The following is a 20,703-nucleotide window of genomic DNA, read 5'->3' on the forward strand; positions in this document are numbered from 1 at the left end:
CCTATTTCTAAATCTTTGAAATTGCTTACATTTCAACCCTGGGGAGAGGGTCTGGCATGCTCCGCCCGAACCCCTATAGAGGGAACCCGGGCAGAGCGTAGTTCAGTGTGGGAGGGTCTTGTTCACAACGTAGTCTGCTAACCACTGCCAATAGGCCTCGGCATTCACGAAACCCTGTTGTCGCGCAGCAAGATTCTCAGCCTCAGAACGAGAAAGACCGCCATCGTATTCAGCGATAGCGGCCCTTTCCTCGAAGGCATCAATGTCGGGTATCTTGCTCACGGCGAACACCCCGCTGGCAACCTGATCTGGTCCACGATATGCCGCTTCTGCTCGTCCGAGATACCGGCAGAGTAGATGCTATAGGTGATCCCATTCTCAGACCGGGCTGACTTGTGACCAACAATGCTGGCGGTGAAGTGCTCAGGAACACCTGTCCGCTCGCACTGAGTGATGAACCACTTCCGAGTGGAGTGGAATACCAAGCCTTGCCTGTCGATGCCCAGCGCCTGTCTGATCTTTGCGAACCGTTTGGTTATGTCGTTCACCTTCAGGTCTGGGAACAGTGGCCCAGCGCTGGGTAGCTTGGCCAGTACCGGATCGAGTGTTGAGTGGACAGGAACCTGGCGCTCAGCCGCGTCGGTTTTCAGCAAGCGTAATTGGTTCGGGCGCACCAAGAAAAATCCACCAAGATTGCCTTTGGTCACGAGATCTTCCCTGAGCAACCCTGCCGCTTCACCCGCTCTCATGCCGGACAACAGGCAAATCAACAGGACCTTGCCAATTACTGGATCAGCTTGAGCCAGCAGCAGCCTGACCTCCTTGTCCGTCGGAACCGCATATGGCTGGTGCCGAACCTTGGCCTCAAACCTGACCGATGAGAAGGGGTTGGCAACCAGCTCACCCTCGTACACACACCAGTCGAGCCAGTGACAGACCTGTGACCATATGCGCCGCTGGGTCCGCCCGGTGATCTTGGCCTTGCCGTGAGATGACCAGTCCACTGACGCATCCAGGGACATGCCGCGTGTCCGTTCCGACTTGCCGATGGTGGGGCTCAGCTGGGCGATCAGGGATAGGAACTCCCGTCCGTCCTCCCGCGCCAGTTCCACCAGCTTGCGGGTCCCGTACTTGGACGAGAACAGCTCGATCGAATAGCGGACCGACTTAAACCCGCTGGGCCTGAGCTCGTTCTGGCGCAGGATCAGGTAGCGTCTGGCGGCTTCCTGGACCGTCGCCTTGGGCTGGACCACCTGCTGGTACTTAACGGGCTCAGAGTGTTCCAGAGTGGCCCGGAGACGAGCAAGAGCCAGTTCCGATGGGGTTGCCCATTCCGAGGTGGAAGCGTCCGAGAGCGTGGCTCTCTGTGTCAGAGACAGCGCCCCTGACAGAACCTGATCCACGGTATCCTCGTAGCGGATGTTTACCTCGGCAGCCCTTTGTCGGGCCACCTTGGCGTCACTGGTCTTGAGAGACTGCTTCAGGGCCTGTTGGCCGAGGAAAGCAGCCACCTCCTTGGGGTAGTTCCGCCTATAGAGCCAAGTTTGACCCTTTAAATAGGCATAGCGAATTCGAGCAGACGACATGGTCTGTTCCTTTCTTAGTAAGTTGTATGGGTAGGATCAGCCTGCGGCTCGGGAATGAACGCGAAGGATCAGATCGAAGTCTGGTTCTCCGTATTCGTCTTTTAGGGGCCCAGTGATCGAGTATCCGGTTACAAGGTCCTCAAAGACCTCATCGATACGGAACAGGTGTTCGGGCCAGTCTTCCCCAGCTCGAATAACAACAACGTCGCCGGACTTGAGGTCGAGGTAAGTCATACCTAGACCCTCCTCGTGAGAAGGTCGGGCAGGACAACGCCGAGCATGAAACTGAAGGGTAAAGGGAATGGGATCGGGCTAAGCCATTCGGGTAACCCTGCCAAGACTAGTAGGAGAGCAGCCAGTGCTTCAGAGATGGTCAGGCGTAGGTCATACCGCTTCCGCAGGCACCAGGATACGGCCAACCGGAAGCCGCCCCCAGCCGCAACAAGCAACGTGAAAGTTGTAAGCATCTATAAATCTCCATGAGAGTTTCTTTATATAGATGCTTGTATTTCCCCGCCTGGACCCTCTACTGGAGGCTGTTCAGGCGGGGGGGCTTACCCATCTTTTTTTCCCTCAGCCATGCTTAAGACACCACCCAGAGAAACTACTTTGAGGTCTTCTCCGTGGTCATGCAGTACCCCTCCCGTATCGCGTGCCCAGCGGTTCCCGATCACAGGTAAGGCCCCCAAGAATGCCCCAATTCGGCACTTAGCAGGGCTAAACCTATGAAAGGCATCATCCGGCTGCGTTTCCTACCACCCCAGCCATTTTTCCACATATTTTGATGCTTTTGAGGGTCTGGCTTCTCCGGCCACAATCGGCGTTTCGGTGTGGCCAACTGATACCTCGCGGCATATTCGTCTTTAGGTGAAGACCGAGGGGAGGCGCGCTCTACGGTTGTAGTCTCGCTCTGTTCAGCTGCGATATCCGTGCTGAATGCCTCTGGTGCTCGTCAAATCAGAATGGATAAGAGGCAAATACTATTTAAATTTTAATATATTTTACAAAGCAGTATCGATTTTCGAACCGTTGCAGGCCCTGTATTCATTTTGTTTCAACCATAACAGCCTAACCTGATGCACCCGTCGAGACGCGGCAGGCCCACCGGCGCGCACTCGAGGAACGGTAGACTCGGAGGCTGGCCATGACGGTTGGGTATCTTGTCACTCTTGGCGACGGCACACTGGATGCCGGCGATGGGATTTCTGCGAACCAATCCAACTTTACTTCAGCCGACGTCATCGGGACTGGCAGCTGGACCTGGAGCGGTGTCTATCAGGGCGACGGTCAGACCTACTCAAACATCAGTGACACTGGCACCTATCACTATGGAAGTGACGGGAATGTCTATTTTGTTCCAGATACTTGGTACACGACCAGCGGATCCGGCAGTGCGACGACGATCCCTGCCAATTCGATGTCGGGCACATCGGGTAATGACGCAATCAACGGCGACGCCAATGACAATGTTATCTACGGCGGTGATGGTGATGACTACCTGACCGGCTCCTCGGGCGATGACATTATCTTCGGCGGCGAGGGGAACGATAACTACGATACCGATACCGGCAATGACACCTTCTACGGTGAGGGCGGAGATGACTGGGTTGCAATCTATGACAACATGGATGGCGAATCGCTCTACGGTGGCGAAACCGGAGAGACCCTGGGCGATATGCTTGAGGTCTACGGCGATTATGCGGGTGTTGATGTCAACGTCACCTTTACCGGCGATGGGGACGGAACCGTCACATTTGCGGGGCAGACGGCCTATTTCTGGGAGTTTGAGCGGTTCTATCTCCATTCGGGAGACGACACGCTGGACGGCTCTGCGGCGACTTCGGCGCTCAACGTGCAAACCGGCAGCGGTGCCAACAGTGTTACGGGTGGGGCTGGTGATGACACGATATCGACCGGCGCGGGAGCGGATGTGGTCGACGGCGGCGCAGGCGACGATCTTGTCTGGGCCGGGGTAGGGGCCGACACGGTTGACGGCGGCGCCGGGGCCGACAGGCTCTTTGGTCAGGACGACAACGACCTCATCTACGGCGGCACAGGGTCTGACACCATCGATGGGGGTTTGGGCGACGACACGATCTACGGGGGTGAAAACCCGGCAACCTCGGTCGGCGGAAGCAATACCGCAGGGAACACCTACACGGTCATTCATCTTGGGGCGGCGTCCGAGGTCGACAGCGTCGAGGGGAACGCCGCCAACGAAAACCCGAACGCTCTACTGGGGACATACGGGAGCGCGGGGGCAGAGCTATATAACAACTTCCAGACTGCCATCGCGTCAGACGATAATGCGAATACGCGCATCGACTTCGATGACGAAGCCGCGCCGGAAACGATCAATATCAACGGTGTAGACAAGCTCGTCGACACCGGCATGGTCTATAACGCAACGGTAACGTTCACCGACGGCACCACCGGGACGTTCACGGCTGTGGTCATCCAGACCACGGACGGCCACGTCTACATGATGCCGGAAGTCTCGAACAACGCCGAGAACGTTCTTCTAACCAGCAAGACGATCGAGAGTATTTCGCTTGATAGTGTCGTTGCCGGCTACTCAAACGTCACCGCAACCCGGGTAGATGCCGACTATGCTCTGCCGGGTGACACGGATACCTCGGGCGACAGCATCATTGGCGGCGCCGGCGCAGACGTCATCTATGGCGGCGCCGGGAATGACACCATTGCGGGCGGAACCGGCGCTGACAGCATAGATGCCGGGGACGACGCGGACCTCATCCTTCTCCAGGATGGCTTCGGCAACGACACCATTGTTGGTGGTGAAGGGGGCAACGACAGCGATACGCTTTCCATGTCGAGCCTGACCGGGCCAGTGACTGTGACCTATACCGGCGACGAGATGGGGACGATCACCAACGGAACCGATACGGTCAGTTTCTCGGAGATCGAGCGTCTGAACCTGACCGAGCAGGCCGATGTGGTGAATGCCAGCGCGGATAGTGCCGGGGTCGATATAGATGCTCGAGGCGGTGACGACACCATAACCGGCGGCGCGGGGGCCGATTCCATCAAGGGTGGCAGCGGCAGCGATTCCATCGTTGCCGGGGCTGGTGCTGATACGATTGTTGGCGGCATTGGCGACGACACCATTCGGCTGACTGCGGATGCAGATCGCGATCAGCTGGTGTTGGCCGATGGGGCGGGATCCGATCTGATCTATGATTTCGATCTGACGGACAGCGGTGACGGGACCACGGTTGATCAGCTGGATGTTTCAGGGCTCACCAATTTGGCTGGAGATCCAGTTAAAATCGGTGATGTCGTGGTGACCGATACCAATGGTGACGGGACCGGCGATGCGATCATGACCTTCCCCAATGGGGAGAGCATCACATTGGTCGGGGTGCAGCGGTCGCAGGTGGACAACGGGCCCGAAATGCACGCGATGGGCATACCCTGTTTTACGGCCGGGACGCTGATCCAGACGCCAACCGGGCGCGTCAGGGTCGAAGACCTCAGCCCCGGTGATTGTGTCAGCACAATGGGGGCGGGTGCCCAGCAAATCCTATGGGTTGGGGCATCGTCGTTCACCGCCACGCGCAAGCGCCTATCGGAGGCGCTGATGCCGGTGCGACTGGACCCGGACGCCTTTGGAGGTGAGCGGGCGCTGCTTGTTTCGCCTCAGCATTGCGTCCTGATGAAACAGCGCAGTAGCGGGCGCCCGGTGCATGTGCGCGCCAAGCATCTGGCACAGGTAACCGGATTTGCATCGTTCGCACGGGAGGTGACGCAGGTTACCTATGTTCATGTACTACTGAAAAAGCACGAGAATATCCTGTCGAACGGAATCCCCAGCGAGACGTTTTATCCCGGCCCTATGGCGGTCTCCACGCTTGGCCCGGCAGATCGCCTGGGACTGTTTAAATGCCTGCCGCAGCTGATCCTCCATCCGGTAGAGCAGGCTTATGGGCCTCGTGTTCTGCCTGTTCTGACACGCCGGGAGGTGCAATCACTGGCCCGCGCCGGAGACCTGGTGCCCTGGCTGATCGGTGACATATCTCGGCACCCGCCCGCTGAGCAGTGGGCCGAGAAAGGCGGCTGGCAGGCAATGTATTCGCCGCAGTACAGCTTTCAATCCGGCGCCGCAGCAGGGTAGGCAGTCGTCTCAGCCTATCCGCTGTATGGACCTGGTCAGTGGGTGTCGCGCAGGATCATTTCTGCGTCCAGCCTCACCGTTTCTTCGGGGGCCTGCGGGTAATCCAAGCGCCGCTCCAGGCAGCGCAATACGGCGGCAACCATGCCGTCAATCGGGTTTCGCAACGTGGTCAGTCGTATGGTCGGCCAACGGGCCATTTCGATGTCATCAAAACCGATCACCGAGACGTCTTTGGGAACCACCCGACCGGCATCCCGCAGCGCACCGAGTGCGCCGATGGCCATGGCATCATTGGCACAGAATATCCCATCGAAATCCGTCTGTTCCAGCAGATTGCGGGTGGCGAAATATCCACTTTCGGTGGTGTAGGTTCCGGTGATCTCACCCGCCAGTGTGATGCCTTTGGCCGTCAACCCGGCAAGCAGTCCGCTGCGGCGTTCAGCGGTCGCGCCGAATTCCCCCGGACCGCCCACCATCGCAACCCGGCGACGGCCGCGTTGCGCAAACAGATCCGCCGCCATCTGTGCGGCTTCGTGGTTGCGCAGACAGATGTTGTCGACGCCCTCTGCTACGATGATTCGGCCAGAGGCGATGACCGGGATATGCAGTTTGCTACAGAGTTCGACGATTTCGGTCGCAAGACTGCCGCTACGCAGGATCATCGCATCAAGCGGATAGCGGAGCACCTGGGTCACCGCATCGCGGGCATGGTCGCCACCACCGGCGATCACCACCGGCCATTTGCCCGCAGCATTCAGGCCGGCGATCAGGGCAGAGGTCGCCTCCTTGTCGTATTCATTGCGCATCTCACCGGCGAAAACCGCAACCAGATTGGAGCGCGCCCCCTGCAGACTGGCGGCCAGCGCATTGGGCTGGTAGCCGAGTTCATGTGCCGCCAGCAGGATCCGTTCACGTTTTTCTTGATCCAGATAGGCGCCCTCGGTGAAAGCCCGAGAAACAGCCGAACGCGAAACGCCAGCGATTTCAGCCACATCTGCGGCTGTCACCCGGGATTGGCGTTTGCCGCCAGCTGACCCTTGTCGCTTCATCTGTCGTCCCTTTCGGGCGTGATGTTTTTTTTGTGAGACACCGAAACCCTTGACACAACCGTTACATAGCGCCCCTATATGAACACGTGTGCAGTTCTGGTGCAACGGACAAGCTCCTGGCAAAAGACACAGGGCGGAAAGACGCAGCGAGCCGCACAGGCCCAGGGGAGGCCATTTCAAAAAACACCATCGGTGGCCGTTTTCGGCTGCCTTGGACAATTGGATCGTTGGCCCGATTGGGCAACGGCAGACCGGAGACTGATGATGAAGCGTATTACGTTTACGACCGCTGCGACGCTGGCTTTTGCTGCAAACGCTGCGTTTGCCGAAACCGAGATCACCTGGTGGCACGCAATGGGTGGCGCGCTGGGCGACACCGTCAACCAGATCGCATCCGACTTCAACGCGAGCCAGGATGAGTACAAGATCACCCCGGTCTTCAAGGGCACCTATGAAGAGACCCTGACCGCAGGTATCGCTGCCTTCCGCGCAGGCGAACAGCCGAATGTGATGCAGGTGTTTGATGCTGGCGCCGCAACCGTGATCGGCGCCAAGGGCGCGACCATTCCGGTTCAGGATCTGCTGGCCAACAATGGTGTTGAATTCGACATCAACGATTACATTGCCGGGGTGCGCTATTTCTACGCCGACAGCGATGGCAAGATGATCGGCATGCCGTTCAACTCCTCCACGCCGATCATGTATTACAACATCCAGGCGCTGGAAAAAGCCGGCGTTACCGCGCCCAAGACCTGGGAAGAGTTCCAGACCGTCACTGCACCAGCGCTGAAAGAGGCAGGCTATACCGCCCTGTCGCAGTCACATCTGCCCTGGATCTTCACCGAGAATTTCCACTCGCGCCACAACCTGCCGTTTGCCACCAACAACAATGGCTATGATGGGGTCGACACCCAGATCCTGGTGAACAACGACGCGATCAAGGCACATTTCACAGCTGTCACCGACTGGCAGAAAAACGGCTACTTCGAATGGTTCGGCACAGGTTGGGGCGACAACCAGACGCCGTTTGAAGAAGGCAAGGTTGCGATGTGGCTGGGCTCCTCCGGCTCCTTCGGTGGTCTGAGCAAGAAAGACCTGCCGTTTGATTTCTCCGCGACCATGCTGCCCTATTGGGAAGCCGTGACAACAGAGCCGACGCAAACCTTCATCGGTGGCGCCTCGCTGTTTGCCATGGCGGGCCATGATGCCGAAGAAAACAAGGCAACTGCTGCGTTCTTCGACTTCCTGACCTCCGCTGAGGTTCAGTATTTCTGGCATAAAGAAACCGGCTATGTGCCGATCACCGAAGCCGCATATGAGATGGCAAAGGCGGACGGCCATTATGACCGCGCCCCTGCGGCCGAGGTCGGCATCCAGCAGCTTTCGCTGGCGGCTGGTGACAACACCAAGGGCTATCGCATGGGCTTCTACGTACAGATCCGTGACGTGATGAACCGCGAATACGGTCGCATCCTGACTGGTGAAACCTCGGTTGAAGACGCCTTCAACGCGATTGAGTCCGAAGCCAACAACCTGCTGGCCCGTTTCGCCAAGACCCAAGGCTAATCGCGGGGAATTCCCCCTTACCTGTGACGGCCGCAGCCCCTGCGGCCGTCACGCATTACAACGAAGAGGCACACCGTGAAACGCGCCGGATTCTCGACCAAGTGGATGCCGATCCTGCTGCTGATGCCGCAGCTCGTCATTATCGCTATTTTCTTCTATTGGCCCGCCTGGCACGCAATCCAGTCGTCCTTTTACCTGCAGGATCCGTTCGGGTTTGGCTCTACCTTTGTCGGTCTGGAAAATTACACCGATCTTATGGGAAACAGTGAATATCGCCGCGTTGCGGTTTTCACGCTTGTATTTACGGTTTTGGTGACCTTCTTTTCGCTTGCGATTGCACTGTTGCTGGCGGTGAAGGCGGACAATGTCCTGCGCGGCGCACGCACCTATAGGACCCTTCTGATGTGGGTCTATGCGGTCGCCCCGCCGGTTGCCGGCTTCATTGGTCTGATCATGTTCGACCAGAGCTGGGGACCATTGACGCGGCTTGCCGGTTTCTTTGGCTGGGACTTTGTTCTGGGCGTGAACTTCAACGATACGGCAGCCGCGATGGTTCTGGTGTCGGTCTGGAAACAGATTCCGGTCAACTTCATCTTCTTCCTGTCCGGTTTGCAATCCATCCCGCGTTCCGTACGTGAGGCGGCTCTGATCGACAACGGATCGGCGACCAGCCGGTTCTGGGATGTGACGTTCCCGCTGCTTGCGCCGACGGGTTTCTTTCTCCTGATCATCAATATCACCTATGCCCTGTTCGACACCTTCGGCATTGTCGATACACTGGTGAAGGGCGAGCCGGGCAACAATCCGATGACCCTTGTTTACAAGGTTTATGTCGATGGTTTCCGTGGCAATGACCTTGGCGGTTCCTCGGCACAGTCGGTGATCCTGATGGTTCTTGTCCTCGCGCTTACGGTCTTCCAGTTCCGGCTGATTGACCGTCGGATCCACTATACCTGAGGGGGCTGACATGGCTGACCAAACACCCGTTCAAACGCCGCGCCGCTCCATCAACTGGGGGGCCGTTGGCGACCACACCGTTCTGATCCTCGGCTCGCTCTTCATGCTGGTGCCGCTGATCATGGTGGTGATGACCACAACCGTGCCGGATGTGGATATCATCAAATACGGACCGCAGCTGAAGATCGGCGACCAGTTCGACGAGAACTTCAACAAGGCGATGTTCGAGGCCTCCGGCTTTTCCGGGGCCAACACCGGCACGCGGATGCTGTTCAACTCCTTTGTTCTCGGCATCGGCTTTGCGCTTGGGAAGATCCTGATTGCGATGATGGCGGCCTATGCCATCGTCTATTTCCGCCTGCGGTTTGCCACGCTGGCATTCTGGGTGATCTTCACCACGCTGCTGCTGCCGCTGGAGGTCCGTATTCTGCCGTCCTATGAGGTGGTGCAGCAGCTGGGCATGCTCAACACCTACCAGGGTCTGATCATCCCGTTGATTGCGTCTGCAACCGCAACCTTCTTCTTCCGCCAGTTTTTCCGGTCTGTGCCGGAAGAGCTGGTCGAGGCTGCGCGCATTGATGGGGCTGGGCCGGTGAAGTTCTTCATCGATATTCTGGTGCCGCTGTCGCGGACCATGATTGCGGCCATGTTCATCATCATGTTTGTCTTTGGCTGGAACCAGTATCTCTGGCCCACCATGATCACCACCGAAGAGGACATGTATACGCTGGTGCGGGGGATCAAACAGATCACCCAGACCCTCGAAGGCACCAATGTCCCCGAATTCGGTCGCGCAAATCTTCTCGCCGTGATCGCCATCCTGCCGCCCGTGGCAGTCGTCATTTTCTTCCAAAGCTGGTTCGTCAAGGGCCTGACGGAATCCGATAAGTAAGGACTTCAAATAATGGCTCAGGTTTCCCTGAATTCTGTACGCAAGGTCTACCCCAATGGGGTCGAGGCCGTCACTTCCTCCAGCTTCAAGATCGAGGATGGCGAATTCGTTGTCCTGGTCGGCCCATCGGGCTGCGGCAAATCCACGTTGCTGCGCATGATTGCCGGTCTGGAGGATATCACCGAAGGCACGCTGGAAATCGGCGACCGGGTGGTCAACAATGTCGATCCGGCGGATCGCGATATCGCGATGGTGTTTCAGAACTACGCGCTCTATCCGCATATGACGGTGCGCAAGAACATCGCCTATGGCCTGAAGAACCGCAAAACCCCCGAGGCTGAGATCAAGCAGAAGGTGGCCGAGGCCGCCAAGATGTTGAACCTTGAGGAATATCTGGACCGCAAACCCTCGCAGCTGTCCGGCGGCCAGCGCCAGCGGGTTGCCATGGGGCGCGCCATCGTGCGCGATCCGGCGCTGTTCCTGTTTGACGAACCTCTGTCGAACCTTGATGCCAAGCTGCGCAACCAGATGCGGATTGAGATCAAGGCCCTGCAACGCCGTCTGGGCGTCACCTCGATCTACGTGACCCACGATCAGGTTGAGGCGATGACCATGGCGGATCGCATCATTGTCCTGAACGGTGGCCGGATCGAACAGATTGGCACCCCGTCTGAGATCTATCACAATCCGGCGTCGGTCTTTGTCGCCTCCTTCATGGGCGCGCCACCGATGAACCTGGTTGATGCCACGATCTCCGATGGTCAGGTCACCCTGCCGGATGGTGTGGCGATGGGGGCACTGGATGGCGCTGCATCAGGTGCCGTCAAGCTCGGCATCCGCCCCGAGGATGTGCAGCTGGTCAGCGAAGGTGGTATTTCGATCAACGTTGAACTGATCGAAGAACTGGGCGCACATCGCCTGCTGCATGGCCAGCTCGGCGGGCAGCCGTTCACAATCCACGTCCTGAAGGACATTCCGGTTGATCCCGGACCCCATCAGATCTCGGTGGATCCGGCGGCGATCTGCCTGTTTGACGCAGAAAGCGGCAAACGCAGATGACCGAGGTTCTGGACAGTCTGCCGCCGGTTTCCCCCGAGATGCAGGCCCGGATCAAGGCAGCGCCGCGCACTGCAGCGGCGCATCGCGCGCTCATGGCAGAGGTGCCGGCGATGGCCGCCTTGCAAGGCGGTGGTAAGGGTCATCTGGAGGCGTTGGCCTCCTCGGTGTCAGTTGTGGCTTGGAACGTGGAGCGCTGCCTTTTTCCTGAGGATACCGCGGGCCACATCCACCCGCTGGCGCCGCAGGTTGTCCTGCTGTCAGAGGTCGACCATGGCATGGCGCGTACCGGTCAGCGCCACACCACCGAGGAGATGGCTGCCGCACTCGACATGGCTTATGTCTTTGGTGTGGAATTTCACGAGTTGGATCTGGGTGGGCCTACAGAACAGGCGTTCTGCACCGATGATTTCAATCTGTTCGGCTGGCACGGCAATGCCATCCTGTCGGCGGTCCCGCCGGAACGGGTGACGCTGATCCGGCTGGATGATCACGGGCATTGGTTCGCCTCGGATGAGGTGCCGGCTGACCCGGACCAGCCGCGCCTTGGTGGCCGCATGGCGATTGCCGCGGTTCTACCGACTGAGGCTGGACCGATCTGCGTGGTTTCCACCCATCTGGAGAGCAACGCCGACGCAGCCCATAGGCATCAGCAGTTTGACAGGCTGCTCCGCGCCATCGACGCATTTGCGCCGGATATGCCGGTACTGATTGGCGGTGATCTGAATACAGGCAATCACCTGCCGCCTGATTTCGACTGGCAGCGCGAGACGCTGTTCGATCTGGCCCGTTCCCATGGCTACGACTGGAGCGCGACCCCGGATGGTGTCACCACCCGCCCCAGTCTCATCACGCCGCATCCTGATCGGCAGATGAAGCTAGACTGGTTCTGCACCCGCGATATGCGCGCGACCGAGAGCCGGCTGCTGTCTTCAGTTGATCAGAATGGTCGCCCGCTGTCTGATCATGATGCCGTCTGGTGCCGCGTCGCGCTCGATTGATGCGGGCACTGGCCTGATCCATTGACCGGGCGGCATGTGTCCGGCCGGTCAAGGCCCTGAGGTGCTATACGCCCGCGGTATTAAAATACACGCCTGATTATCGGCGGCCGGTCTGCGGTCGCGTGATAAACAGGGCGCATGTTGTTTGATCTTCCTGACCACGAAGCGCTCTATCAGGCGCTGCTGAACCGCGATGACCGCTATGACGGGCAGGCCTATGTCTGCGTGGCCACGACCGGCATCTTCTGTCGCCTGACCTGTCCGGCACGCAAACCCAAGCGGGAGAACTGCCAGTTCTTCGGCAGCGTCGGCGAATGTATCGAAGCCGGGTTCCGGGCCTGCAAACGATGTCACCCGCTGCGCCCGATGGCAGAGGCCGATCCGGCAGTGGCCAGCCTGTTGGCCGCCTTGGATCAACGCCCGGAGCACCGCTGGAGCGAGGGCGATATCCTCCGCATGGGTCTTGATCTCTCGACGGTCAGGCGCAGCTTCAAGCGGCAGTTCGGCATGACCTTTCTTGAGATGGCGCGCCAGCGCCGTCTTCGCGAAGGCTTCACCGCGCTGTCAGACGGCGGCAAGGTCATTGAGGCACAGTTGGATGCGCAATTCGACTCTCCCAGTGCGTTTCGTGCGGCCTTTGCCCGGTTGCTGGGCAGGGCGCCCGGCAGCCTGACCCGCGAAGGCCTTTTGCTGGCCGATTGGATCCCGACACCGCTCGGCGACATGATCGCAGTCAGCAGCCGGACTGAGTTGCACCTGCTGGAATTTGTGGAACGCAAGGCGCTGAAGGGCGAGCTGGACAAGCTGCAAAAGGCGGTGAAGGGCGATCTTGGTATTGGTCCGACACCACCCGGAGAGCAGATCCGTGCGGAACTGGACGCGTTCTTTGCCGGGATCTCCGCCCGGTTTGAAACGCCGCTGGCCTATCACGGGACACCTTTCATGCAGCAGGTCTGGGATGCCCTGCGCCAGATCCCGCCCGGCGTGACGCGTAGCTACTCGGAGATCGCGCGCCAGATCGGACGTCCAGAGGCGACCCGCGCTGTTGCACGCGCCAACGGTGCCAATCAGATCGCGCTGGTGGTGCCCTGTCACCGGGTGATCGGGGCTGATGGGTCGCTGACTGGTTACGGCGGCGGTCTTTGGCGCAAACAGCGCCTGCTGGATATCGAGCGGCAGTATCGCGCGCCCGTCCGGCATACCGCCAGATCCTGCAAGTAGCGGCGGGAAAGGGAGCCCGGATGCCCAGCAGAGGCCTATCGGCGGTTTCCCAAGCCCCGGCAAATCTGTAGAAGGCGGTAACGCCACTCAGAGCCGGAGCCTGAAACCATGTCGACGCCCAAACCTGTTGTTCTGTGTATCCTTGATGGCTGGGGTAGCGCCGATCCGGGAACCGCCAACGCGCCCTATCTGGCCAAGACGCCGACGCTGGACGAGATTGCGAAGACATGCCCGACAGCACGGTTGATCACGCATGGGCCGGACGTCGGCTTGCCGACCGGGCAGATGGGGAACTCTGAGGTGGGGCATACCAATATCGGTGCTGGTCGCGTGGTGGCGATGGATCTGGGCCAGATTGATCTCGCAATCGAGGATGGCTCATTCTTTGACAATGACGCGCTGCAAGCCTTCATTGCGAAGATGAAGCAGACCGGCGGCACGGCCCATCTGATGGGGCTGGTTTCGGACGGTGGCGTGCACGGCCATATCACCCATATCATTGCGGCGGTGAAGGCGATCCGCGATGCCGACGTCCCTGTCTGGCTGCATGTGATGACGGATGGCCGCGACGTGGCCCCGAAATCTGCTGCCGGTTTCGTCGCTGCCCTGCAATCGGAACTGGCGGCTGGCGCGCGCATCGCAACAGTGACAGGCCGTTACTACGCCATGGACCGCGACAATCGCTGGGAGCGGGTCAGCCAGGCTTATGACGCAATGATCCATGCCAAAGGCCTGCACCGGGCAGCGACAGCGGAGGCTGCTATTGAGGCTAGCTATACCCGCGAGGAGTTCGATGAGTTCATCAAGGCGACAGTGATCGAGGGCTATGATGGCGTGAAAGATGGCGACGGCCTGTTCTGCCTGAATTTCCGCGCCGACCGCGCCCGCGAGATCCTGCGTGCGATTGGCGAGCCGAGCTTTGATGCTTTTGACACCGGCGCACGCCCGGATCTTGCGGCGCTGCTTGGCATGGTGGAATACTCCGAAGGCCACAACAGCTATATGCAGACCGTGTTTCCCAAACGGGCCATCGTCAACACCCTGGGGGCATGGGTGGCAAAACAGGGGAAGCGCCAGTTCCGTCTGGCCGAGACCGAAAAATACCCGCATGTGACCTTCTTTCTCAACGGTGGCAAAGAGGATCCCGAGGACGGCGAAGATCGCGCGATGCCGAAATCGCCGCAGGTGGCGACCTATGATCTGCAGCCGGAGATGTCGGCGCCAGAGGTGACGGAGCGCTTTATCGAGGCTATCGAAGCGGGGTATGACCTGATTGTCACCAATTATGCGAACCCGGATATGGTGGGCCATACCGGTGATCTCGACGCTGCGATCAAGGCCTGTGAGGCCGTGGATCGGGGTCTTGGTAAGGTCGTGGCCGCGCTGACGGCGGCGGGCGGCGTCATGCTGGTCACCGCCGATCACGGCAATTGCGAGGTGATGGTGGACCCCGAAACAGGCGGGCCGCACACCGCCCATACCACCAATCTTGTGCCAGTCGCGCTGGTTGGTGGGCCGAAAGGCGCAAAGCTGCGCAACGGTCGGCTCGCGGATCTGGCCCCAACCGTGCTGGAGCTGATGGGCCTTGCGAAACCGGATGAAATGACTGGAGAGAGCCTGCTCGTATGAGGCCTGCGTTTGGCATCACTGGACTGTCGGTAATCCGGCGCGCCCTGCTGATATCGGCGGCGTCGCTTGTCCTGCCGATCCTGGCCGGGACTGCGGCGGCCGCGGATAATCCCGCCGCTGCCGCGCAGCAGGCCGCCAACCAGCTGGAAGCCGCGACGCTGGCCTTGCAGGACGCCGAAAGCGCGCGCGACCGGGTTGCCGCGCTGACCGAGACGGTGCGTGCCTATGAGGCGGGTCTTGCTGCGATGCGCGATGGGCTGCGTCGTGTGGCGCAGCGCGAGGGCCAGCTGGCGGCCCAGCTGAAGGCACGCGAGGACGATGTGGCGGATCTTCTCGGCGTGTTGCAGACCATTGAAACCTCGCCGCCGCCGGTGTTGATGCTGCACCCCTCAGGCCCTCTTGGCGCGGCGCGCTCCGCCATGACACTGGCAGAGGTGACACCGGCGCTTCAATCGCGCGCAACCGCACTGCGTCGCGACCTTGAGGAGGTCCAGACCTTGCGCCTGTTGCAGCAGAACGCGGCGAATACGTTGCAGGAGGGGCTTAACGGTGTGCAGGAGGCGAGGGCGCAATTGTCTGCCGCTATCGCCGACCGGACCGACCTGCCGCGCCGCTTTACCCAGGACCCGGTGCGGACGGCTATTTTGATTTCATCCACTGAAACCCTCAGCGGATTTGCCAGCGGGCTTGCTGAAATCGCCGAAGGCGAGATTGCAACGACTGATGCTGATATCAGCGCCCTCCGGGGTGAGTTGTCGATCCCGGTCGAAGGGCTGGTTCTGCGCGGCTACGGCGAGAAAGACGCCGCAGGCATCGCCCGGCCCGGCTGGCTTGTTGCGGCACGTCCGCGCGCGCTGGTGGTCTCTCCCACGGCGGCAACGATCCGCTATCAGGGGCCGCTTCTGGATCTTGGCAATGTGGTCATTCTTGAACCACAGCCGGAGACACTGTTTGTACTCTCCGGGTTGGCTGAGGTTTACGGCACCATGGGCGAGGTCATCCCGGCAGGAACCCCGGTTGGCCTGATGGGGGGCAAAAGCCCCGAAATCGGTGCCATTTTGTCACTAAGCGGTGAAGGGGCTGGAACTGACCGCACAGAAACGCTCTATATAGAAGTGAGAATGGACAACAGTCCGGTGGACCCCGAAACCTGGTTCCGCACCGACAAGGATGGAAATTAGTTCATGAGAAAATTTGCGATGGCCGCGGTGGGCGGCACGCTGGCAGGAATCCTTGCCACCACCTATGTAGCTGAGCCGCTTCTGGCTCAGGAAGGCAGCCGAGAGGCCAGCGTCTATGAACAGCTGGATCTTTTTGGCGACATCTTTGAACGCATCCGCGTGCAATATGTCGAAGACGTCGATGAGACCGAGCTGATCGAAGCCGCCATTGGCGGAATGCTGGCCTCGCTGGATCCGCATTCCAGCTATCTGTCGCCCGACGATGCCACCAAGATGCGGGTGCAGACCCGTGGTGAATTCGGCGGTCTCGGGATCGAGGTCACGCAGGAAGAGGGCTTTGTCAAAGTTGTCTCTCCGATCGATGGAACACCGGCGGATGAAGCCGGGATCGAGGCCGGTGATTTCATCACCCATGTGGATGGCGAAAGTGTTCTTGGCCTTTCGCTGGACGATGCGGTTGAGCTGATGCGGGGGCCGGTTGGTTCCGAAATCATCATCACCGTTGTGCGCGAAGGCGAGGCGGAGCCGTTTGACGTCTCGATCATCCGCGACACGATCAAGCTGACAGCGGTGCGGGCGCGGACCGAAGACGACACTGTCGTGCTGCGACTGACCACATTCAACGATCAGACCACGCCGAACCTGGAAGCCGGGCTGAAAAAACAGCTCGAAGAAGCCGGTGGTATGGATAACGTCAACGGGATCGTTCTGGACCTGCGCAACAACCCCGGTGGCCTTCTGACACAGGCGATCAAGGTGGCCGACAGCTTCCTCGACAGCGGTGAGATCGTCTCGACCCGCGGTCGTAACCCCGAGGACGGCGAGCGGTTTAACGCTACGCCGGGCGACCTTGTGGACGGCAAACCGATTGTGGTGCTGATCAACGGTGGATCGGCGTCTGCATCGGAAATCGTTGCAGGTGCCCTTCAGGACCATCGCCGCGCGATCGTGGTCGGCACCAAATCCTTTGGCAAAGGGTCTGTGCAGACGGTGATGCCGCTGAAAGGGGAGGGCGCAATGCGCTTGACCACGGCGCGCTATTACACACCCTCCGGGCGCTCCATTCAGGCCTTGGGTGTCTCACCCGATATCGTCGTGGAACAGCCCCGACGCACCCCGGATACCGAGGAGGAGGACGAAAAGGCATCCGCAGCACGCCGGACCCGTTCGGAGGCCGACCTGCGCGGACGTCTGAACAATGACAGCCTTTCCGAGGATGAAATCCGCCAGATCGAAGAAGACCGCGCCAAGGCCGAGGCCGCTGCCGAACGTCGCGAAGAGGATTATCAGCTGGCCTATGCCATCGACATTCTGAAAGGCTTGTCGAAGCTGGGGCCGGAGCAGCAGTAAACACCACCTCGCAGATATGACCCATGATTACCGCCCCGGACCTGTTCCGGGGCGGTTTCAGTTTGACCATCTTGATCGCAAATGGGGTTTGGCCAGGGCGGGGCGGCTCACGCGCGGGGCGGTTTTCCCGCAATGATATCGCGACGAAACCGGCGTGGTGGCAGCCCGGTGCCCCGGGTAAACACGCGGCTGAAATGAGCCGGGTCCGAATAACCCAGCTCGTAGGCGATTTCTGCCGCACTCAGCGCGGTATAGATCAAAAGTCGCCGCGCCTCGCGCAGCATCCGCTCACTGATAAGTTGCGAGGCTGGCTGACCGGTAGCCTGATGGCAGATCCGATTGAGGTGTGTTGTCGAAACGGCAAGTTCGCGCGCATAGTCGCTCACTTGACGCCGTTTGCGGAAATCCCGGTTCACCAGTGTTTCGAACTGCGCAAACAGCTGGTGGGCCTTGGGGCTCGCGTTGCGATATCGCAAGGCGCCGATAGACTGCGCGACAGTGCCGGTAAGCGCGCCGACAAGCCCGCGCAGGATCTGGCGGCGCGCAAATCCATCGGTTTCATAGGCGTCCCGGATACTCTCGACAAGGCGCTCCAGAGGCGCATCCAGCGGGGTGATGGTTGCGCGGTCCAGCGTGGTCAGGACATCGGGAATGTCATCAAGTACCTGATCAATAAGGTCTGATGTCAGGGTCAACACCCAACCGCAGGTGTCACTGTCAAAGCGGAAGCCATGCACCGCACCGCGTGGCACATTGATCACGCAAGGCGGTGTCAACTGTTGAGCGATGCCATCCAGGGTAGCCTCACCGCTGCCCCGCATCAGCACGATCAGTTGGTGCAGCCGCGCGTGGCGGTGTGGTTTCAAAGCCCAATCATGCAGCGAGGAACGCGCCTCGATGCTCTCGATATGCAGAAGGTCTGCCAGCTCTCCATGCTCTCCAAACAGGGAGTAGGTATTGATAGCGTATTCTTCGCTCATGTGCGAAATATACAAGAAATCGGCGGTAGGGTCTATTCGCAACCCTGCCTTCTCCGGGCAAGATAAGGATGCGAACAGGAGAGAACCGGAATGCCGAACCAGACAACACAGGTGGTCATTGTAGGGGGCGGCCCGTCTGGCTTGTTGCTCTCGCAACTGCTGCACCGGGCCGGTATCGACACGATTGTGCTTGAGCGTCAGACCCGCGACTATGTGCTTGGTCGCATTCGTGCCGGTGTGTTGGAACATGGATTTGTGGACCTGATGCGCCGGGCAGGAGCCAATGCGCGTATGGACCGCGAAGGCGTGGTTCATCACGGATTTCACATTGCTCATCAGGGGCGTCTGGACCGGATCGACCTTTCGGGCAGAACCGCCGGTCAAACCGTCATGGTCTATGGCCAGACCGAGGTCACGCGCGACCTCTACGACGCCCGCGATGCCATGGGCGGGCAGATCATTCACGAAGCGATGAATGTCGCCCTTCATGATATCCAGTCGGATCAACCCTATGTCACCTATGAGTTGCAGGGCGAAACCCGCCGGATCGATACCAAGTTCATCGTCGGTGCGGATGGGTTTCATGGCGTCAGCCGTCGCTCAATTCCAGCGGATGTGCTGCGTGAATATGAGAAGGTCTACCCTTTTGGCTGGCTTGGCGTGCTCTCACAGACGCCGCCCGCAACGGCTGAGCTGATCTATGCCCGCCATGAACGCGGATTTGCCCTGTGCTCGATGCGCAATGCACAGTTGAGCCGTTACTACATCCAGGTGCCGCTGACCGACCGTGTCGAGGATTGGAGCGATGCGCAATTCTGGGAGGAGTTGAAGAGGCGCTTGCCTGCGGATGTTGCGGACAGTCTGAAAACCGGCCCCTCGATTGAGAAATCCATCGCCCCGCTGCGCAGCTTCGTCGCAGAGCCGATGCGCTACGGTGCGCTGTTTCTGGCAGGCGATGCGGCGCATATCGTGCCACCCACCGGGGCCAAGGGGCTGAACCTCGCAGCATCTGATATCTACTATCTGTTCGAGGGGCTGTCGGATCATTTCCAGCGCGGCGATGACGGCGCGCTGGACAGCTATTCAGAGCGCGCACTGGCGCGGATCTGGAAGGCGGAACGCTTCAGCTGGTGGATGACCAACCTGCTGCATCGGTTCCCCGACATGTCGCCGGCGGATGTACGATTACAACAGGCCGATCTCGACTATCTGTTTTCCTCCGATGCGGCCCAGGCCTCTCTGGCGGAAAACTATGTCGGCCTGCCTTATTAGGCTCTACCCCAGGCCACTGTCAGCCGTTTATCCGGCCGGTGGTCCTGTTCCGCCAGATCCATAAGCGCACCGCCGAAATCGGCAAAGGAAATCTGTGACTGGCCTTCGTGATCGGTGACCAGAGTGTCGGTTCCCCAAGCGTACCGCCCCTTGCGCGGTCCCTCTTGCAGCATCGCTGGCGGGCGCAGGCAGGTCCAATCCACATCCGGTGTGGAATCCAGTAACTGATCCTGCGCAGCGCAGGCTTCCGCGATCGGGCGCACCGCTTCGGGCAGAAAACCAGGTGCGCTCAGCACGGTCTCGCCGCTGCCATCTGCAAGCTTCAACAGAGCGGCGCCACCGGTGATGAGGGCAGGGATGCCGGCGGAGCGGGCGGCATTCAGGACCGCCCTGGTCAGATCCACCAGCAGTGCATCCTGCCCGGGCAGCGGGCGGAGGGCGCTGATAATGATCTGGTGTTGCCGGGCCAGCCCCGCCAGCTGGTCTGCACTGGACAGAACATCCAGCGCAACGGCGGTGACCCGGGCGTCGCCGCTATGGCCTGACCGTTCCGGATGACGGGCGACGGCGGTCACGGTATGGCCGCGTTCGATGGCCTGTTGCAGGGTCGCACTCCCGACATCGCCGGTCGCCCCAAAGAGAAGAATATCCATTTCAAACCTTTTATCTTGATATCGAGATAGTGGGTATCGATTATTTATCTTCACGTCAAGATATTTGGTGCAGTGCAAAAACGCACAAAATATTGCGCGCAGGCAAACATTTGGCCTGCATTCCACGCTGGCGATCCGATGACCTGGACGCTAACGTGCACTGAACTGATCAGTT

General features: G+C 59.7%; 16 protein-coding genes. 11 read left to right on the forward strand and 5 right to left on the reverse strand.

What is annotated here, in order from left to right; translation table 11 throughout:
• Positions 1–278 precede the first annotated feature (278 nt).
• Positions 279–1,586: a DUF6538 domain-containing protein gene (locus tag VWZ85_RS07510; protein ID WP_416587640.1), complete on the reverse strand. Its 1,308-nt coding sequence runs from the start codon at positions 1,584–1,586 to the stop codon at positions 279–281.
• A 36-nt stretch (positions 1,587–1,622) separates the two neighbouring features.
• Positions 1,623–1,820, reverse strand: coding sequence for a hypothetical protein (locus tag VWZ85_RS07515; protein WP_102882925.1), 198 nt, complete (start codon positions 1,818–1,820; stop codon positions 1,623–1,625).
• 910 nt (positions 1,821–2,730) lie between these two features.
• Between VWZ85_RS07515 and VWZ85_RS07520 the strand changes: the two genes are divergently transcribed.
• Complete coding sequence (locus tag VWZ85_RS07520; RefSeq protein ID WP_416587641.1) at positions 2,731–5,721, forward strand: Hint domain-containing protein; 2,991 nt, start codon at positions 2,731–2,733, stop codon at positions 5,719–5,721.
• Between the two features lie 35 nt (positions 5,722–5,756).
• Here the strand turns inward: VWZ85_RS07520 and VWZ85_RS07525 are convergent, their stop codons facing one another.
• The gene (locus tag VWZ85_RS07525) at positions 5,757–6,770 is read right to left on the reverse strand and encodes a LacI family DNA-binding transcriptional regulator (protein ID WP_416587644.1); all 1,014 of its coding nucleotides are present in this window, start codon (positions 6,768–6,770) and stop codon (positions 5,757–5,759) included.
• Positions 6,771–7,034: 264 nt separating this feature from the next.
• Here VWZ85_RS07525 and VWZ85_RS07530 point away from each other — a divergent pair, with 264 nt between their 5' ends.
• From VWZ85_RS07530 to VWZ85_RS07570, 9 genes are all read left to right on the forward strand, one after another.
• The gene (locus VWZ85_RS07530; RefSeq protein ID WP_416545636.1) at positions 7,035–8,336 is read left to right on the forward strand and encodes an extracellular solute-binding protein; all 1,302 of its coding nucleotides are present in this window, start codon (positions 7,035–7,037) and stop codon (positions 8,334–8,336) included.
• Between the two features lie 75 nt (positions 8,337–8,411).
• Positions 8,412–9,293: an ABC transporter permease subunit gene (locus VWZ85_RS07535; RefSeq protein ID WP_340544181.1), complete on the forward strand. Its 882-nt coding sequence runs from the start codon at positions 8,412–8,414 to the stop codon at positions 9,291–9,293.
• 10 nt (positions 9,294–9,303) lie between these two features.
• The gene (locus tag VWZ85_RS07540; RefSeq protein WP_416536387.1) at positions 9,304–10,185 is read left to right on the forward strand and encodes an ABC transporter permease subunit; all 882 of its coding nucleotides are present in this window, start codon (positions 9,304–9,306) and stop codon (positions 10,183–10,185) included.
• 12 nt (positions 10,186–10,197) lie between these two features.
• On the forward strand, positions 10,198–11,244 hold the full coding sequence (locus VWZ85_RS07545) for an ABC transporter ATP-binding protein (protein WP_340544184.1): 1,047 nt from the start codon (positions 10,198–10,200) through the stop codon (positions 11,242–11,244).
• Positions 11,241–12,242: an endonuclease/exonuclease/phosphatase family protein gene (locus VWZ85_RS07550; RefSeq protein ID WP_416587647.1), complete on the forward strand. Its 1,002-nt coding sequence runs from the start codon at positions 11,241–11,243 to the stop codon at positions 12,240–12,242. Before VWZ85_RS07545 ends, VWZ85_RS07550 begins: the two co-directional genes overlap by 4 nt.
• A 138-nt stretch (positions 12,243–12,380) precedes the next feature.
• Complete coding sequence (locus VWZ85_RS07555; RefSeq protein ID WP_416543401.1) at positions 12,381–13,463, forward strand: bifunctional transcriptional activator/DNA repair enzyme AdaA; 1,083 nt, start codon at positions 12,381–12,383, stop codon at positions 13,461–13,463.
• Positions 13,464–13,571: 108 nt separating this feature from the next.
• Positions 13,572–15,092: a 2,3-bisphosphoglycerate-independent phosphoglycerate mutase gene (gpmI, locus tag VWZ85_RS07560; protein ID WP_416587650.1), complete on the forward strand. Its 1,521-nt coding sequence runs from the start codon at positions 13,572–13,574 to the stop codon at positions 15,090–15,092.
• Positions 15,089–16,273: a murein hydrolase activator EnvC family protein gene (locus VWZ85_RS07565; RefSeq protein WP_340544189.1), complete on the forward strand. Its 1,185-nt coding sequence runs from the start codon at positions 15,089–15,091 to the stop codon at positions 16,271–16,273. Before gpmI ends, VWZ85_RS07565 begins: the two co-directional genes overlap by 4 nt.
• Before the next feature lie 3 nt (positions 16,274–16,276).
• The gene (locus VWZ85_RS07570; RefSeq protein WP_340544191.1) at positions 16,277–17,623 is read left to right on the forward strand and encodes a S41 family peptidase; all 1,347 of its coding nucleotides are present in this window, start codon (positions 16,277–16,279) and stop codon (positions 17,621–17,623) included.
• Positions 17,624–17,730: 107 nt separating this feature from the next.
• On the opposite strand, the gene VWZ85_RS07575 is transcribed toward VWZ85_RS07570, so the two are convergent.
• Positions 17,731–18,603, reverse strand: coding sequence for a helix-turn-helix domain-containing protein (locus VWZ85_RS07575; protein WP_416587652.1), 873 nt, complete (start codon positions 18,601–18,603; stop codon positions 17,731–17,733).
• Positions 18,604–18,693: 90 nt separating this feature from the next.
• On the opposite strand from VWZ85_RS07575, the gene pobA reads away from it, so the two are divergent.
• Positions 18,694–19,875 carry a 4-hydroxybenzoate 3-monooxygenase gene (gene pobA, locus VWZ85_RS07580; RefSeq protein WP_416537154.1) on the forward strand — a complete coding sequence of 394 codons (1,182 nt, stop codon included), beginning with the start codon at positions 18,694–18,696 and terminating at the stop codon, positions 19,873–19,875.
• On the opposite strand, the gene VWZ85_RS07585 is transcribed toward pobA, so the two are convergent.
• Positions 19,872–20,528 (reverse strand): NAD(P)-dependent oxidoreductase, encoded by a 657-nt coding sequence (locus VWZ85_RS07585; protein WP_416540752.1) that lies wholly within the window; start codon positions 20,526–20,528, stop codon positions 19,872–19,874. The genes pobA and VWZ85_RS07585 overlap by 4 nt on opposite strands.
• Positions 20,529–20,703: the final 175 nt, after the last annotated feature.

Source organism: Phaeobacter sp. JH20_29, from assembly GCF_048056175.1.
Taxonomy (GTDB): Bacteria; Pseudomonadota; Alphaproteobacteria; order Rhodobacterales; family Rhodobacteraceae; genus Phaeobacter; species Phaeobacter bryozoorum.

Coding starts and splice junctions, on each gene's coding strand:
- gpmI (WP_416587650.1), top strand. CDS start 13,572: ATGTCGACGCCCAAACCTGTTGTTCTGTGTATCCTTGATGGCTGGGGT.
- VWZ85_RS07515 (WP_102882925.1), bottom strand. CDS start 1,820: ATGACTTACCTCGACCTCAAGTCCGGCGACGTTGTTGTTATTCGAGCT.
- VWZ85_RS07550 (WP_416587647.1), top strand. CDS start 11,241: ATGACCGAGGTTCTGGACAGTCTGCCGCCGGTTTCCCCCGAGATGCAG.
- VWZ85_RS07570 (WP_340544191.1), top strand. CDS start 16,277: ATGAGAAAATTTGCGATGGCCGCGGTGGGCGGCACGCTGGCAGGAATC.
- pobA (WP_416537154.1), top strand. CDS start 18,694: ATGCCGAACCAGACAACACAGGTGGTCATTGTAGGGGGCGGCCCGTCT.
- VWZ85_RS07510 (WP_416587640.1), bottom strand. CDS start 1,586: ATGTCGTCTGCTCGAATTCGCTATGCCTATTTAAAGGGTCAAACTTGG.
- VWZ85_RS07520 (WP_416587641.1), top strand. CDS start 2,731: ATGACGGTTGGGTATCTTGTCACTCTTGGCGACGGCACACTGGATGCC.
- VWZ85_RS07545 (WP_340544184.1), top strand. CDS start 10,198: ATGGCTCAGGTTTCCCTGAATTCTGTACGCAAGGTCTACCCCAATGGG.
- VWZ85_RS07540 (WP_416536387.1), top strand. CDS start 9,304: ATGGCTGACCAAACACCCGTTCAAACGCCGCGCCGCTCCATCAACTGG.
- VWZ85_RS07555 (WP_416543401.1), top strand. CDS start 12,381: ATGTTGTTTGATCTTCCTGACCACGAAGCGCTCTATCAGGCGCTGCTG.
- VWZ85_RS07530 (WP_416545636.1), top strand. CDS start 7,035: ATGAAGCGTATTACGTTTACGACCGCTGCGACGCTGGCTTTTGCTGCA.
- VWZ85_RS07575 (WP_416587652.1), bottom strand. CDS start 18,603: ATGAGCGAAGAATACGCTATCAATACCTACTCCCTGTTTGGAGAGCAT.
- VWZ85_RS07525 (WP_416587644.1), bottom strand. CDS start 6,770: ATGAAGCGACAAGGGTCAGCTGGCGGCAAACGCCAATCCCGGGTGACA.
- VWZ85_RS07585 (WP_416540752.1), bottom strand. CDS start 20,528: ATGGATATTCTTCTCTTTGGGGCGACCGGCGATGTCGGGAGTGCGACC.
- VWZ85_RS07565 (WP_340544189.1), top strand. CDS start 15,089: ATGAGGCCTGCGTTTGGCATCACTGGACTGTCGGTAATCCGGCGCGCC.